The 14,351-nt window shown below is 71.8% G+C and carries 16 protein-coding genes; 3 read left to right on the forward strand and 13 right to left on the reverse strand.

Annotated features, from left to right (window positions below; all coding sequences use genetic code 11):
• The first annotated feature begins 2 nt into the window (after positions 1-2).
• The gene (locus KO353_RS00095) at positions 3-401 is read left to right on the forward strand and encodes a GNAT family N-acetyltransferase (RefSeq protein ID WP_235691946.1); all 399 of its coding nucleotides are present in this window, start codon (positions 3-5) and stop codon (positions 399-401) included.
• 283 nt (positions 402-684) lie between these two features.
• Here KO353_RS00095 and KO353_RS00100 read toward each other — a convergent pair whose 3' ends face one another.
• From KO353_RS00100 to KO353_RS00135, 8 genes are all read right to left on the reverse strand, one after another.
• Positions 685-1,167 (reverse strand): F0F1 ATP synthase subunit B family protein, encoded by a 483-nt coding sequence (locus KO353_RS00100; RefSeq protein WP_218285792.1) that lies wholly within the window; start codon positions 1,165-1,167, stop codon positions 685-687.
• A gap of 5 nt (positions 1,168-1,172) precedes the next feature.
• Entirely contained in the window at positions 1,173-1,676 is a 504-nt protein-coding gene (locus KO353_RS00105) for a F0F1 ATP synthase subunit B family protein (protein WP_218285793.1), read from the reverse strand.
• A gap of 56 nt (positions 1,677-1,732) precedes the next feature.
• Positions 1,733-1,981: an ATP synthase subunit C family protein gene (locus KO353_RS00110; RefSeq protein WP_218285794.1), complete on the reverse strand. Its 249-nt coding sequence runs from the start codon at positions 1,979-1,981 to the stop codon at positions 1,733-1,735.
• Between the two features lie 57 nt (positions 1,982-2,038).
• Positions 2,039-2,776, reverse strand: coding sequence for a F0F1 ATP synthase subunit A (locus KO353_RS00115; protein ID WP_218285795.1), 738 nt, complete (start codon positions 2,774-2,776; stop codon positions 2,039-2,041).
• Positions 2,777-2,843: 67 nt separating this feature from the next.
• Positions 2,844-3,143, reverse strand: a complete 300-nt coding sequence (locus tag KO353_RS00120) for an AtpZ/AtpI family protein (protein ID WP_218285796.1) — start codon at positions 3,141-3,143, stop codon at positions 2,844-2,846.
• A 258-nt stretch (positions 3,144-3,401) separates the two neighbouring features.
• A complete protein-coding gene (smc, locus tag KO353_RS00125) occupies positions 3,402-6,911 on the reverse strand; it encodes a chromosome segregation protein SMC (protein ID WP_218285797.1) in 3,510 nt (1,169 codons plus the stop codon).
• Between the two features lie 30 nt (positions 6,912-6,941).
• Positions 6,942-7,553: a thioredoxin domain-containing protein gene (locus KO353_RS00130; RefSeq protein ID WP_235691947.1), complete on the reverse strand. Its 612-nt coding sequence runs from the start codon at positions 7,551-7,553 to the stop codon at positions 6,942-6,944.
• Positions 7,554-7,661: 108 nt separating this feature from the next.
• On the reverse strand, positions 7,662-8,180 hold the full coding sequence (locus KO353_RS00135; RefSeq protein WP_218285798.1) for a DUF721 domain-containing protein: 519 nt from the start codon (positions 8,178-8,180) through the stop codon (positions 7,662-7,664).
• Between the two features lie 33 nt (positions 8,181-8,213).
• Here KO353_RS00135 and KO353_RS00140 point away from each other — a divergent pair, with 33 nt between their 5' ends.
• On the forward strand, positions 8,214-9,308 hold the full coding sequence (locus KO353_RS00140) for an A/G-specific adenine glycosylase (RefSeq protein ID WP_218285799.1): 1,095 nt from the start codon (positions 8,214-8,216) through the stop codon (positions 9,306-9,308).
• Here the strand turns inward: KO353_RS00140 and KO353_RS00145 are convergent.
• The 4 genes from KO353_RS00145 to KO353_RS00160 all read right to left on the reverse strand — a co-directional run bounded on the left by KO353_RS00145 (position 9,242) and on the right by KO353_RS00160 (position 12,942).
• Positions 9,242-10,324, reverse strand: coding sequence for a site-specific DNA-methyltransferase (locus KO353_RS00145; RefSeq protein ID WP_218285800.1), 1,083 nt, complete (start codon positions 10,322-10,324; stop codon positions 9,242-9,244). The two genes, KO353_RS00140 and KO353_RS00145, sit on opposite strands and share 67 nt — an antisense overlap.
• 64 nt (positions 10,325-10,388) lie before the next feature.
• On the reverse strand, positions 10,389-11,009 hold the full coding sequence (locus KO353_RS00150; RefSeq protein WP_218285801.1) for a ribonuclease HII: 621 nt from the start codon (positions 11,007-11,009) through the stop codon (positions 10,389-10,391).
• Positions 11,010-11,026: 17 nt separating this feature from the next.
• Positions 11,027-11,596 carry a tellurite resistance TerB family protein gene (locus KO353_RS00155; protein ID WP_235692075.1) on the reverse strand — a complete coding sequence of 190 codons (570 nt, stop codon included), beginning with the start codon at positions 11,594-11,596 and terminating at the stop codon, positions 11,027-11,029.
• Between the two features lie 194 nt (positions 11,597-11,790).
• Positions 11,791-12,942: a PA0069 family radical SAM protein gene (locus KO353_RS00160; RefSeq protein ID WP_218285802.1), complete on the reverse strand. Its 1,152-nt coding sequence runs from the start codon at positions 12,940-12,942 to the stop codon at positions 11,791-11,793.
• Positions 12,943-13,087: 145 nt separating this feature from the next.
• Here KO353_RS00160 and KO353_RS00165 point away from each other — a divergent pair, with 145 nt between their 5' ends.
• Positions 13,088-13,768: a TIGR04283 family arsenosugar biosynthesis glycosyltransferase gene (locus tag KO353_RS00165; protein ID WP_218285803.1), complete on the forward strand. Its 681-nt coding sequence runs from the start codon at positions 13,088-13,090 to the stop codon at positions 13,766-13,768.
• Between the two features lie 13 nt (positions 13,769-13,781).
• Here KO353_RS00165 and moaB read toward each other — a convergent pair whose 3' ends face one another.
• Complete coding sequence (gene moaB, locus KO353_RS00170) at positions 13,782-14,330, reverse strand: molybdenum cofactor biosynthesis protein B (protein WP_218285804.1); 549 nt, start codon at positions 14,328-14,330, stop codon at positions 13,782-13,784.
• Positions 14,331-14,351: the final 21 nt, after the last annotated feature.

Genomic DNA, 14,351 nt, shown 5'->3' on the forward strand with positions numbered 1-14,351 from the left:
CCGTGGCCGTCACCGTCGTTCCGCTCGCGCCGGAACATCGCCCAGGCTGGGACCGGCTCTATGCCGGCTACGCTGCCTCCTACCGGGTCGAGCAGACGGAAGAGAGGCGCGATACGGTGTGGGGCTGGCTGATGGATCCCGGGCACGACGTGAAGGGCCTCATCGCACTCGACGAAGGCGGCGAGCCGGTTGGGCTCGCGCACAACCGGCCATTCGCGCGGCCGCTTCGCGCAGGGTACGGCGGGTTCCTCGACGACCTGTTCGTCGACCCCAAGATGCGCGGCAAGCGCGTGGCCGATGCGCTGATCGAGGCGGTGGCGGCGATCGGGGGGGGAGCGGGGGGGGGGCCTGATCCGCTGGATCACGGCGGACGACAACGATCGCGGCCGCGGCGTCTATGACCGGCTCGCGGCGCGGACCATGTGGATCACCTACGATATGGTGCTGTAGCGCGGTCCCCCGACGCGTAGGAACCCGTCGACCTCTTCTTCGAGAGCGGCATCGCAAGCACGTGGTCGGCGCGTAGCGCGAGTTCGGGGAATCGACGATCCGCCGCCACACTCCGCAATGCGCTGGCCGTATGTCAGCGTCCGCCTCAGGAGCGATTGAAACGGCACCACACTCGGCTCCACCGACACACAACCCGCGAGCGTGAACGCTTGCAGAAGCGGCGATAACGCCCCGTCAATGCAGCTTCTGCGGGATGTCGGCGATCGCGGCGTCGATCAGCCCGGCGTGCCCGGCCTCGGTCAACCCGGAGGCGATCAGGCTGCGCGCGGCGGCGATGGCGACCTCGGCCGCAGTGTTGCGGACGGCGGCGGCAGCTTCGGCCTCAGCGGCAGCAATGCGGTCGAGCGCCATGCGCTCGCGACGTTTGAGCGTCGCCTCGAGCTCCGCGCGCGCCGCCTCGGCCAAGAGGCGCGCCTCGTCGCGCGCATGGGCGACGATCGCCGCCGCCTCCTGTTCCGCCGCGGCGCGGGCTGCCTCGGCCCGCCGCAGCATCGCCTCGGCTTCGGCGCGAAGCCGCTTCGCCTCCTCGATCTCGGCCCGGATCCTCTCGCCACGCTCATCGAGCATGCGGATGATCCGCATGATGAGCGGCTTCCAGGCGATCACGATGAACAGGGCGAAGGAGACAGCAACCCAGAACTTCGGATCCTGAAGCATGAGGGTCAGCCCTCCTGGCGCGCAGCAAGGGCGGAGTCCACCGCCGCCACCACGGCGGCCGGGTCGGGGGCGAGGCCGGTGAGCTTCGCGGTCGCCTCCGCTGCGGCCTCGGCGGCGATCGAGCGGATCGCGCTCAGCGCCTTCGCCTTGGCCTCGGCGATACGCTGTTCCGCCGCCGCCAGTTCGGCCGAGAGCCTTGCGTTCAGCGCGGCTTGCGCCTTCGCCGCTTCGGCCTTGGCCGCTTCCGTCGCCTCGCGGATGGCGGCCTGGGCCTCGGCGCGGGCGCGGGCCGCAGCTCTCTCCTGCTCGGCGAGAGCCGCGTCCGCCTCCTCTTTGAGTTTGCGGGCCGCCTCGAGATCCGCTGCGATCGCCGCCTCACGATCGGCGAGCACCTGCGCCACAGGGGGCAGCGCGACCTTCGTCACGAGCACGTAGAGCGCCCCGAAGATCACGAGCATCCAGAGCACCTGGCTCAGGACAAGCGGGTTGGCGAAGTCGAGCTGCGGCATGCCAGACCTCAGCGCCAGGTGGCGGGCCGCGCCGAGGCGACGCGGCCCGCGCGCCCTCAGGTGGTGAAGAGGATCAGGAAGGCGATCAGGAGGGCGAACAGCGCCACGGCTTCGGTCAGCGCGAAGCCGAGAATGCCGATCGGGAACACGGCGTCACGCGCGGCCGGGTTGCGCGCGACCGAGGTGATCAGAGACGAGAAGATGTTGCCGATCCCGAGCCCGACGCCGAACAGGGCGATGACGGCAATCCCGGCCCCGAGGGCTTTAATACCGGCCCCGAGGGCCTTCGCGGCTTCGACTTCCATGTGTCTGTCCTTCCTTTACGGAGTGGGGTGGGTGGTGGCCGTCCCGTCGCCATGCGCTCAGTGCAGATGCACGGCGTCGTGGAGGTAGATGCAGGTCAGGATCGCGAACACATAGGCCTGCAGGAACGCGACCAGGAACTCGAACCCGACCAGGGCAATGTTGAGAGCAAGCGGCGCCGCGGCACCGATCAACCCGATGCCACCCAAGGAGCCGAGCAGCACCACGAAGGTCGCGAACACCTTCAGCATCACATGCCCGGCGACCATGTTGGCGAACAAGCGAACCGAGAGGCTCACGACGCGCGAGAGATAGGAGATCACCTCGATCGGAATGATGATCGGCGCGAGCCATAGTGGTGCGCCCTCGGGCAGGAAGTAGCCGAAGAACTTCGCCCCGTGCAACGCGATCGCGACCGCGGTGACCAGGATGAATACAACAAGCGCGAGCGTGAACGTGACCGCGATATGGCTCGTGAAGGTGAAGGCGTAGGGCAACATACCGAGCATGTTGCCGAACAGGACGAACATGAAGAGGGTGAACACGAACGGGAAGAAGCGCCGCCCCTCGTGTCCCACCTGTTCGTCGACCATGTTGTGCACGAACTGGTAGCTGACCTCGGCGAGGCTCTGCAGCCGCCCCGGAACGCGCTCGCGACGCCGCATGCCGAGCACCATCAGCGACGAGATCGCGACCCCGGCGATCAGCATGTAGAGGTTGCTGTTGGCGAAACCGGCGGCAACTTCGCTCAGAGCGAACTGGCTCAGCGCGTCGATCGTCTTGCCTTCAGCCGCCATCCCGCCCCCCGGCCGACGCCGGGACTGCCGCGACCGCGCGGCCCGACCCGGGCGTCCCCTTCATCCGTCAACGCCGTCCCATCATCAGCCGGTAGACGTTCGAGACGCCCGCCGCCCCTCCCAGGAACAGGCCGACGACCAGGAACACGGGGCGCGTTCCCGCCCAGGCGTCGAGCGCGAGACCGAGCCCCACACCAACGGCGAGAGCGGAGGCGACCTCGAGCCCGGCACGCATGCCGAGGCCCCAGCCACCGGCCCCTTTGGCATCCGCCCGGCGCTTGGGCTTGTCGAGCCCCTGCCGCGCGCGCGCCGCCTGCAACCGTGCCTCGAAGGAGGCCTGATCGCCGGCTTTGGCCGGATCCTCCAACCCGTGTTCCTCCCTTGCGCAGCCCGCCCGGAAGGCGTCCGCTACCTAGCGGCAGGGCAGGGGGGTGTCAAGAAACCCTCTGCTGCGCTGCACGCGCGCAACGCGAACGTGGTGGATGCTGGCGTCCACAACGTGCCGCCTCGCTGCGGCCCGAAGGAGAGGCATCGAGTCGCGGCCTTCGATGGTTCCAGGCCAGATGGGGTTTGGTCTTGGGTCACAACCAATGAACCGCCAGTTCGTGACCCGGGCGGCCGATCGCTACTCGGCGGCGATCGGCGTCGCGGCATGCGCCTGGGCAGAGGCGAGATCCACCGAGACGAGTCGTGACACGCCGCGCTCGGGCATGGTCACGCCGTAGAGCCGGTGCATCCGCGCCATGGTGAGCCGATGGTGCGTCACCACGAGGAAGCGGGTGCCGGTGGAGGCGGCGATCTCCTCGAGAAGCGTGCAGAACCGCGCCACGTTCGCATCGTCGAGCGGCGCATCCACCTCGTCGAGCACGCAGATCGGCGCCGGGTTAGTCAGGAACACCGCGAAGATCAGCGCCAGCGCCGTGAGCGCCTGCTCGCCGCCCGAAAGCAGCGACAACGTGGTGAGCTTCTTGCCCGGCGGCGATGCCATGATCTCGAGCCCGGCCTCCAGCGGATCGTCACTGTCAACCATCCTCAGATGCGCCGCGCCGCCGCCGAACAGGCGCGAAAACAGCGCCTGGAAGTGCCGGTCCACCTCCGCGAAGCAGGCCATCAGCCGCTCGCGCCCCTCGCGGTTCAGCGCCCCGATCGCGCCGCGCAGCTTGGCGATCGCTGCGGTGAGATCCTCCCGTTCCGCCTTGAGGCTCGCGATCCGCGCCTCGACGTCCTCCGCCTCGCGCTCGGCGGCAAGGTTCACCGGCCCCATCTGGTCGCGTTCCCGGGCGAGCCGCTCGAGCCTGCGCGCGGCGGACGCCTCCGCTTCTTCAGGCGTTTCATGCAGGACCGCGGAACGGAGCACGGCTTCGGCGCTCAGCCCGAGCCGCTCCTCGACCTGCCGGGCGAGCTCCGCGGCGGCGGCCTCCGCTTGGGTGACCAGTCCCTCGGCGCGCACCCGCGCCTCGCGCGCCCCTGCGAGCTCCGCCTCCGCCGAGCGCAGGGCGCGGGCGGTGGCCGCCGCTTCCTGCTCGGCGGCGTTGAGCCGTGCGGCGCTCTCGTCGCGCTCCGCTTCCGCCCGGGCAAGCAGGGCAACGGCCTCGCCAAGCTCGGCCGCGAGCCGCCCCGGGGCCTCAGCGAGAGACGCGGCGTCGGCCTCGGCCTCGCTCAAGCGAGCGGAGAGCTCAGCGCGGCGCGCCGTCGCACCGGACGCGCGTTCCGCCCAGGCGTGGCGTTCCGCAGCGATGGCGGCCCGGCGCGCGGCGATCTGGTCCGCCTCGCGGCGGAGCACGGCGAGCGCGGCGCTCGCTTCCGCTTCGACTCGACGTGCGTCGGCAAGCGCTGCCCGCGCCTCGGCAAGGGCGGCCTGAAGGTCGTGGAGACGGGGGAGCTCGCCCTCGCGCGCGCGGAGCTCGGCAAGCCGCCGCGACGCCTCGGCGTGCTCGGCGGCGAGCCGTGCCTCCTGCGGCGCGAGCGCCGCAAGCCGCGAGGACGCCGCGGTGGCGCGTGCCGTCAGGCTCGCCTGTGCCGAGCGCGCCTCCTCGAGTGACCGCTCGGCCGCTCTGCGGGCATCACGGGCGGCCCGCTCGGCGGCAAGCGCGCGCGCCTCTCGGCCGGCGGCCTCTTCGTGCTCGGCACGCGCGCGCGCGGCCGAGCGCTCGGCTTCGGCGAGCTGGCCGCGGAGCGTGGCGAGCCGGTTCCGCTGCGCGAGCCGGGTCGCGGCGGCGGTCGGCGTGCCGGCACGCACGGCGTAGCCGTCCCAACGCCAGACCGCGCCGTCGCGCGAGACGAGCGCTTGGCCGGGGCGGAGAAGCGGCCAGAGCTGCGCTCCGGCAGACGCGGTCTCCACGAGCCCGACCTGGGACAGGGCGCGCGCGAGCACGGACGGGGCGGTAACCAGGGCGGCGAGGGGGGTGCACCCCTCCGGCAGGGCTTGGGCCGGCACGATCGGCGGCAGCGCGCGCCAGTGCCGCGGCGCCGCCTCGTCGGCCGGAGCCTCGAGCGCCTCGCCGAGGGCTGCGCCGAGCGCCGTCTCGAGACCCTCGGGCACGCCCACCGCATCGACGAGCTTCGGCCAAAGCTCGTCATCGCGGCCGCCGAGAACCTCCCGCAGAGCGGCGACCTCGGCGGCGAGCCGGGTACGCTCTGCCTCCGCCTGGGCGGAGGCCTTGGCCGCGCGTGCCGAGGCCGCTTCGGCCTCGCTCCGGGCGGCCTCGGCGCGCTCGACCTCGGCGCGTGCCGCGGCGAGGCGCTCCGTCGCCTCGGCCAGCGCAGCGGCCGCCTTGTCGAGTGCCGCCGCCTCCACGAGGTCCTGCTCGAGGGCCGCCCGCTCGCGACCGAGCCTCGCCGTCTCGGCCGACAGCCGGGCGAGAGCCTGTTCTCCGGAGGCGATCGCCTCGCCGATCGCCTTGGCGCGCGCCTGCGCCTCCGCGGCCTGTTCGGTCACCGCTTCCGCCGCCGCCTCGCGTGCCGCGACCTCGCGAGCAGCCTCCTCCGCTCTCCTCATCGCCGCCGCCAGCCGATCGGGAAGGTCGGCCTCCGACCGGGCAAGCGACTCATCCTCGGCGGCAAGCCGGTGCTCGGCCTCGGCCGCGTCGGCGACGAGCTTTTCGGCGTGGGCAAGATCGCGCCCGAGCTCGGCGAGCCTCGCCTGGGCGGCAGCGAGCGACGCCTTCGCGGCACGCTCCTCGGCTTCATGTCGAGCGACGCGGGCACGCGCGCGCTCGACCGCCGCGCGCGCCGCGGCGTCTCTCTCGCGCAGCTCCGGCAGAACGGCTTCCACCTCGGCCGCGCGGGCGGCGGCCGCAGTGGCGGCCTCGGCCGCTTCGGCGACGCGACGGTCCGCCTCGCGAAGCCCGGCCTCCGCCTCGGCCCTCGACGCGGCGAGGCGGGCGAGACGCGCGGCGAAGAGCAGCGTCTCCGCCTCCCGGAGCTGCGCGGCCAGGTTGCGGTAGCGTGTGGCCTGGCGCGCCTGCTTTTTCAGAGTGGCGAGCTGCGCCTCGAGCGTGCCGAGGACGTCGTCGGCGCGCGCGAGATTGGCTTCCGCAGCGCGGAGCTTCAGCTCCGCTTCGTGGCGCCGCGCATGCAGCCCGGTGATGCCGGCCGCTTCCTCGAGCAGATGGCGGCGGTCCTGAGGATTGGCGTTGACGATCGCGCCGAGCTTGCCCTGGCTGACAAGCGCGGTGGAGCGTGCGCCCGTCGCACTGTCGGCGAACAGGAGCTGAACGTCGCGCGCCCGCCACTCCCGGCCGTTGACCCTGAAGATGCTGCCGTGGCCGCGCTCGATCCGACGCTGCACCTCGATCTCGATCGGGCCTGCTCGGCCGTCGCCGCCGTCATTCGCCGCCGCGTGCAGGGCCGCAGGGGCGGCCCCGGGGGGCGCCTCGAGCAGCAGCGACACCTCGGCATGGTTTCGGCTCGGCCGCGTGGCGGTGCCAGAAAAGATGACGTCCTCCATCTCGCCGCCGCGCAGAGACTTCGCCGAAGTCTCGCCCATCGCCCAGCGCACCGCCTCGACGATGTTCGACTTGCCGCAGCCGTTCGGGCCGACGATCCCGGTCAGCCCAGGGAGGATGTCGAGATGCGTCGGCTCGACGAAGCTCTTGAACCCGGAAAGGCGAAGCCGCCTGAAGGTGAGCGCCATGTGGCTCTGCCGTCCTCTCCCGACGCCGGCTCAGCCGAGGCCCGCTTCGCGCGCGAAGCGCTCGAACCCGATCGCGCCGGAGACGGCGGGGGTGCGATCGTTGAACACGAAGGAGGGCGTGGCCTCGATCCGGAAACGCTGTTCGGCGGCAAGCCGCCCCTCGAGGATGCCGCGCTGCAGGGCCTCGCTCGCAAGCGCCGCCTCGACCGTCGCCCGCGGCATGCCGGCGAGAGCGGCAAGGCGCGTCAGATCCTCGATGAAGCTTCGCCGCACCCATTGCGCCTGCGCGCGAAACAGCATGCCGATGAAGGCCTCGTAGCGCTCGGCCGGCATCGCGCGCGCGATCGCGGCAGCGGCGAGCGCCGCTTGGTCGAGCGGGAAATCGCGCCAGACAAGCCGCACTTTGCCGGTGTCGATCAGCTCCGCCTTCACGCGCGGGAAGGTGTCGTTGTGGAACGCGGCGCAGTGGCTGCAGGTGAGGGAGAAGAACTCCTGGACGGTGACGCCTGCCTCCGGGTTGCCGAGCGAGCGTTCGGCGAGCATCTCCGCAAGCGGCGGAAGCGCCGATTGCGCAGCCGCCGGAAGGGCGGCCAGCGAAGCGGTTGCACCCACAAGGCCTAGTAGGCTTCGACGATCGATCACGGTCACATCCCCAAGATGTGGTGGAAGATAGCGCCTCGCGCCGGGGCGAGTCGAGCGCCGCGACTGTGGCCTGCCCCGACCCGGCGCGCCCATCACCACGGCGCGATCTCACCGGCGCGCCAGCACCTCGGCACCGAGCCGGGCGAGCGCCTCCTTCAGCGGGCCCTCCGGCAGGTCGGCGACCGCCGCGGCGGCGCGCAGCACCGCCTCGCGCGACGGTGGCTTCGGTAAGGGCAGCGGCGGCGCTCCGGCACCGGTCGTCGCCCGGCGCCCGCTCCCGGCACTGAAGCGCAGCCTCGCCACCGCATCCCGGCCGAGCCGGGCGTTGATCCGCGCGAGGAGTTCCGGCGCTAGGTGGGATAGTTCGAGCGCCATCGGCCCCGAGGCGCGTATGGTGAGCGTCGCGGACTGCCTGCCGCAGGAGAGACGCTCCGGCGCGGTGACGGCGGCGATCGCAGGCCCGACAATCTCGGGCCAGTCGAGAGCGAGACGGGCGAGCAAGCCACCGCGGGAACGCATCGCCGGCCGGGTGATCCGGCTGAGCAGCCCGGCGATCGGCACGGGCCCGGCGGCGAGGCGCTCTTCCGCCGGCGCGTCATCCCGAAGCTTGCCGCTGTCCTCCGCCATCACCACCCTGCCCGCATGATGCGCGAGCCTAGCATGGAGGCGGCGGCGAGGGACCTGCTCGCCTGGTACGACCGCCATCGCCGCGTCCTGCCCTGGCGTGCGGCGCCCGGCGCGTCGGCCGATCCCTACGTCGTGTGGCTGTCGGAGATCATGCTGCAGCAGACCACGGTTGCCGCCGTGGCCCCGCGCTTCGCGGCCTTTCTCGACCGTTTCCCGGACGTGGCGACCCTTGCGGAGGCTCCTTGGGAGGAGGTGGCGAAGGCCTGGGCTGGCTTGGGCTACTACGCGCGCGCGCGCAACCTGCATGAGGCGGCGAAGGCGGTGGTCGCGCGCGGCGGGTTCCCCAAGGACGAGGCGGGCTTGCGCTCCCTGCCCGGCGTCGGGCCCTACACGGCCGCCGCGGTGGCGGCGATCGCCTTCGGACGCCCGGCCGTGCCGGTGGACGGCAATGTCGAGCGGGTGATGGCGCGGCTCCATGCCGTGCGCGAGACGCTGCCGGCCGCCAAGAGAGCGCTCGCCGCGGCCGCGCGGGCCTTCGGCGCGACACGCGCGGCGCAGGCGCGGCCAGGGGATTTCGCACAAGCCCTGTTCGATCTCGGCGCGACGATCTGCACGCCGCGCCGTCCCGCCTGCGCCCTCTGCCCGCTCACGCATACCTGCCGCGCCAGGGCAGAGGGGCTCGCCGAGGCGCTTCCCGCGAAAAGCGCGAAAGCTGCAAGGCCTGAGCGCCATGGCCTCGCCTTCTGGCTCGAGGATCGGACCGGCGCCGTCCTGCTCCGGCGCCGTGCGCCCGAGGGGCTGCTTGGCGGGATGCTCGAGCTTCCCGGCACGCCGTGGCGCGACGAGCCCTGGCCGTTTGCGGAGGCGCGCGCCCATGCGCCGGCCGAAGCCGGGTGGGAGGAGATCGGGCGCGTGCGGCACGTCTTCACCCATTTCGCGCTCGATCTTGCTGTCGTCGCGGCCAGGGTCGAGGCGCTTCCGTCGCCCGGCGTGCAGCGCGAGGCCGTGCTCGAGGCGGGGCTTCCGGCGGTGATGGCGAAGGCGGCGCGGCTTGCGCTTGCTCACTCGAGCGGGCGGAGCCGGGAGCGGAGCACGTCAAGCGGCAGGAGCCGGCCGCGATCCTCGTAGTGCCAGAAGGTCCAGCCGTTGCACGATGGGGCGCCGCTCAAGAGAGCGCCGATGCGGTGGATCGAGCCGCGTTCGTGCCCGGCGCGGAGCGAGCCGTCGGCCGCCACGGTCGCTGAGACGCGGCGGGTGCGGTCCCAGAGCACTGCCCCTGGGGCGATCAGACCCGCTTCGACCACCGCTCCGAAGGCGACGCGCGGCGCCTCGCGGCGCGACGGGGTGGCGGCGAGGCGTTCGTCCGACACCGGAACGACCGCGTCGATCCGCGCGCGTGCCGCGCGCACATAGGCCTCGTCGCGTTCGATGCCGATGAAACGCCGGCCGAGGCGTTTCGCGACCGCACCGGTCGTGCCGGTGCCGAAGAACGGGTCGAGCACCACCTCGCCCGGATTGGTGCAGGCGAGGATGACGCGATGCAGGAGCGCTTCCGGTTTCTGCGTCGGGTGAAGCTTCGCGCCCGCCGCGTCGCGCAGACGCTCAGGGCCGGTGCAGATCGGGAAGGTCCAGTCGCTGCGCATCTGCACGTCGTCGTTGAGGGACTTCATCGCTTCGTAATTGAAACGGTATCGCGATCCCCTCTCGCGCGCGGCCCAGATCAGCGTCTCGTGCGCGTTGGTGAAGCGCCGCCCGCGGAAATTGGGCATCGGGTTCGATTTGCGCCAGATGATGTCGTTGAGGATCCAGAAGCCGAGGTCCTGAAGCGCGGCGCCGACGCGGAAGATGTTGTGGTAGGAGCCGATCACCCACAGCGTGCCGTCGCGGCGAAGCACCCGGCGGGCCTCGGCGAGCCAGGCCCGGGTGAAGGCGTCATAGGCGGCAGGGTCAGGGAAACGATCCCATTCCGCATCAACCCCGTCGACCTCGGAATTGTCGGGCCGGTGCAGCGTTCCGGAGAGCTGGAGATTGTAGGGAGGGTCGGCGAAGATGGCATGCACGGACGCGGGCGGCAGCGCCGCCATCACCGTGATGCAGTCGCCGACCAGGACCGTGTCCAGCGGCAGATCGAGTTCCCGCCCCATGCCTTTGCGCCGATGCTCCCCCCGCGCGCAAACGCGGGAGTCTCGCCGAGGCTCTCTTCGACCGTCAACCTGGGCGTGCGGAGGCGATGGCGAGATCGACCGGTGCGAAGCCCGAGCGGTGGTGCGGTGTGGCGCCGATGCGCGCGAGAGCGGCGCGGTGCGACGGCGTCGGATACCCCCGGTTCGCCTCCCAGCCATAGGCGGGGTAGCGCGCGGCAAGGCGCAACATCGCCCGGTCACGCAGAACCTTGGCGATGATCGAGGCAGCGGCGATCGAGAGCGAGGTCCGGTCGCCGCCGACGATGCAGCGCACCTTGACCGGGAGCGGGGGGCGGCTGTTGCCGTCGACGAGGACGAGGTCGGGCACGAGCGGAAGCCGCGCGAGCGCCCGCGCCATGGCGAGATGGGTCGCTCGCCGGATGTTGAGCCGGCCGATCTCCGCCGCGCTCGCAGCGCCTGCCGCGAAGGCGAGGCGGCCGTCGCGCCGCGTCTCGGCAAGAGCCGCGAAGGCGGCCTCGCGCCGGGCGGGGGAGAGGCGCTTGCTGTCGTCGATCAGCGCGGCAAGCCGCGCGTCCGGCTTTTCCAGGAAGACGAGGGCGGCCGCGACGACCGGGCCGGCAAGCGGCCCGCAGCCCGCCTCGTCGATGCCGGCGACGATACCCATCCCCGATGCGGTCTCGAGCATGAGGGTGGGTGGGCGGCTCACGCGTTGGCGAGGGCGGCTGCCGCCTCGCGTTCGAGGTTCGCGCGCAAGGCAGGATCAAGCCCGAGGCGATGGCCGAGCGCGTCGAGGAAGGCGCGCTCCGCCGGCTGGTCGGGCTCGATGGCAAGCCGGGCGGAGAGCCAGAGCTCCGCGGCCTGTTGGGGCGTGGCAGCGAGCGCCGCGATCGCCGCCGGGTCGACCGGAGCGTTCATCGCATCGAACAGAGCCGCCTTGGCTTCGGCGTCGAGGCCGGCGCGCTCAATGGCGGCGAAGATCGCCTGCTGCTCGGTGTTGTCCAGATGCCCGTCCGCCTTCGCTGCGGCGACCATTGCGCGCACCAGCGCCACGCCGAACGGACGGCCATCCGCCGCCGGCTCGCTCGGCAGGAAGCGTTCATCCGTCGAGGCGAGCTCGGCGGGAGAGGGAGGCGCCATCGCCCCCTGTGACCGGCCAGCCTGCCAGTTCTGCCACGCGCGGTAGGCAAGCGCGCCGAGCACGGCGGCACCGCCATAGCCGACCGCGCTGCCCGCGAGCTTGCGCGCCTTCTTGCTGCCGAGCAGGAGCCCGATGAGGCCGCCCGCTGCTGCGCCGCCGGCGAGCCCCCCGGGAACGTTGAGGCCGGAAAGCTTCTGGTCGGCCTGGGTGAGTGTGGAGGCCGCGCGATCCCCGCACCCGCGCCGAGGAAACGGTCAAGGAGCTGTTTGGCGTCGATCATGCGAGGAGAGATCGCCCGCAGCAGCTGGCGATGCAAGCAGGGCGTCGATCACAGCAGGGCAAGCTGGCGATCCTCCCCCCCGGTCGGGCGCGCCGGCACCCGGAAGCGGCTTGCGTCGAGCCCGCCCGATGGGCGCCCAAGACCATGCTTGCGCGCAGCCGCCGCGAAGCGTTGCGCGAGCAGGCCGGCATAGGGGCCGGAGCCTGTGAAGCGGCTGCCAAAGCGGGGATCGTTCAACCGGCCGGAGCGTGTCTGGCGTATCAGCGAGAGCACCTTCGCCGCCCGCTCCGGATAATGTGCCTCGAGCCAGGCAGTGAACATCTCCTTGAGCTCGTTCGGCAGGCGCACCAGCACGTAGCCCGCGGCATCGGCTCCGGCTCGGGCAGCGGCGGCGAGAATGCCTTCGAGCTCGGCGTCGTTCAGCCCGGGGATCATCGGCGCGGCCAGCACCCCGGCCGGTACGCCGGCCTGGACGAGCGCCTCGATCGCCTGCAGCCGCCGCGCCGGGGTGGCGGCGCGCGGCTCCATGACGTTGGCGAGCCTGCGGTCGAGCGTGGTGACGGAGAGGCAGACGCGGACGAGGCGCCGCTCCGCCATCGACGCGAGGATGTCGAGATCACGAATGACGAGCGCCGACTTCGTGACGATCGTGCAGGGGTGGTTGAACGCCGACAGCACCTCGAGGATCGCGCGCGTGATCCGGAGCTGGCGTTCTACCGGCTGATAGGGGTCGGTGTTCGAGCCGAGCGCGATCGGGGCGGGGCGATAGCCGGGCCGCGAGAGCTCGCGCGCGAGCAGGCTCGCCGCCTCCGGCTTGAACAGAAGCTTCGCCTCGAAGTCGAGGCCCGGGGAGAGGCCGAGCTGGGCATGCGAGGGCCGCGCGTAGCAGTAGATGCAGCCATGCTCGCAGCCGCGATAGGGGTTCACCGAGCGGTCGAAGCCGATATCAGGACTGTCGTTCCAGGCGATGATGCTGCGCGTAGCGTCGCGCGTGAGCGTCGTCTCGAGGCGAGGCGGATCGGCGAGATCCTGCTCGAGCGTTCCCCAGCCGTCGTCAGCCGCCTCCGCCCTGAACCGGTCGTAGCGGCAGGGCGGCGAGGTGACGGCGCCACGCCCCTTGCGCGGCTGTGGCGGCGGCAGTTCCCAGCCGGCAGCCACCGGCAAATCGTGCCGATCCCACGCGTGAGCGAGCTCGTCCATGGCCGTCCTTCCCCTCGCGGCGCCCCTGCGCGCGGGGAAAGCCTCGCCGAGCCTTGCCGGCTCTGTCAAGAACGAATCATGAACAAGCGCCGAGAACTGCCGCAGCGCGGCTGACACGACCGGCAGGCCATGCTCGCCTGTCGCCATGGCGAAGCGCTTTCCCGACCTTTCGGTGGTGATCCCGGCACGCAATGCCGCCGCCTGCCTTCCGGCGACGCTCACCGCGCTGGGGGCGTGGCCGCGCGAGGTGATCGTTGCCGACTGCGGCTCTCCCGACGGCACGGCCGTGGTCGCCGCCGAGTGCGGCGCGCGCGTCGTTCCGGCGCCAGAGGGACGGGGTGTGCAGCTCGCGGCCGGAGTGGCCGCCGCCGCGGGCGAGTGGCTTCTGCTGCTGCACGCCGATACGGTTCTGGCTGAAGGTTGGGCGGAGGCTGTCGCGGCGTTCACCTGCGAGCGCGGTGCCGAGGGCCGGGCCGGCTATTTCCGGTTCCGGCTCGACGACGCCAGCCCGGCTGCGCGCCGTCTCGAGCGCCTTGTCGCCTTGCGCTGTCGCCTCTTCGCCCTGCCCTATGGTGACCAGGGGCTTCTGATCCACCGCTCCCTGCTCGCGCGCGTGGGCGGCATTCCGGAACTCCCGATCATGGAGGACGTGACGCTCGTCCGCCGGCTCGGCCGGGCACGGCTCGCGCCGATCGGGGCGGAGGCGATCACCTCAGCCGAGCGTTGGCGTCGCGACGGCTATCTCAGGCGCAGCGCACGAAACCTCGCGCTTCTCTCCCTGTGGGCGCTTGGCGTGCCGCCGCGCGTTCTCGCCCGTCTCTATTGAGGCCCGGTGCTCATCAGGCCGCAGCGCTGCCGAGATGCTCCCGAAGCCGAGGCATCAGCTCGACAAGATTGCAGGGCCTATGTCGGCTGTCGAGCTGCCACTTGAGGATGTCGTCCCAGGCGTCGCGGCACGCGCCCGGGCTGCCCGGGAGGGCGAAGAGGTAGGTGCCGCGGGCGACACCGCCCAGAGCGCGTGACTGGATCGTCGAGGTGCCGATCTTCTGGTAGCTCAGCATCCGGAACAGCTCGCCGAAGCCCTCAATCTCCTTCTCAAGCACGCGCTTGAACGCCTCCGGCGTGACATCGCGCCCGGTGATGCCCGTCCCCCCGGTCGTGATCACCACATCGACCGCCGGATCGTCGATCCACTCGGTGAGATGGGTGAGGATGGCCTCCACCTCGTCCCGAACGATCGCGCGCGCGACCAGACGGTGCCCGGAGGCGGTAATCCGTTCCGCAAGCGTATCGCCGGACTTGTCCGTTCCCGGCGTGCGCGTGTCCGAAACGGTGAGGACGGCGATGTTGACTGGCAGGAAGCGACGCGTTTCATCGATGCGAGACATGTGCTGGCCCCACGCACGGCG

It is taken from the genome of Elioraea tepida (assembly GCF_019203965.1).
Classification (GTDB): Bacteria; Pseudomonadota; Alphaproteobacteria; order Acetobacterales; family Acetobacteraceae; genus Elioraea_A; species Elioraea_A tepida.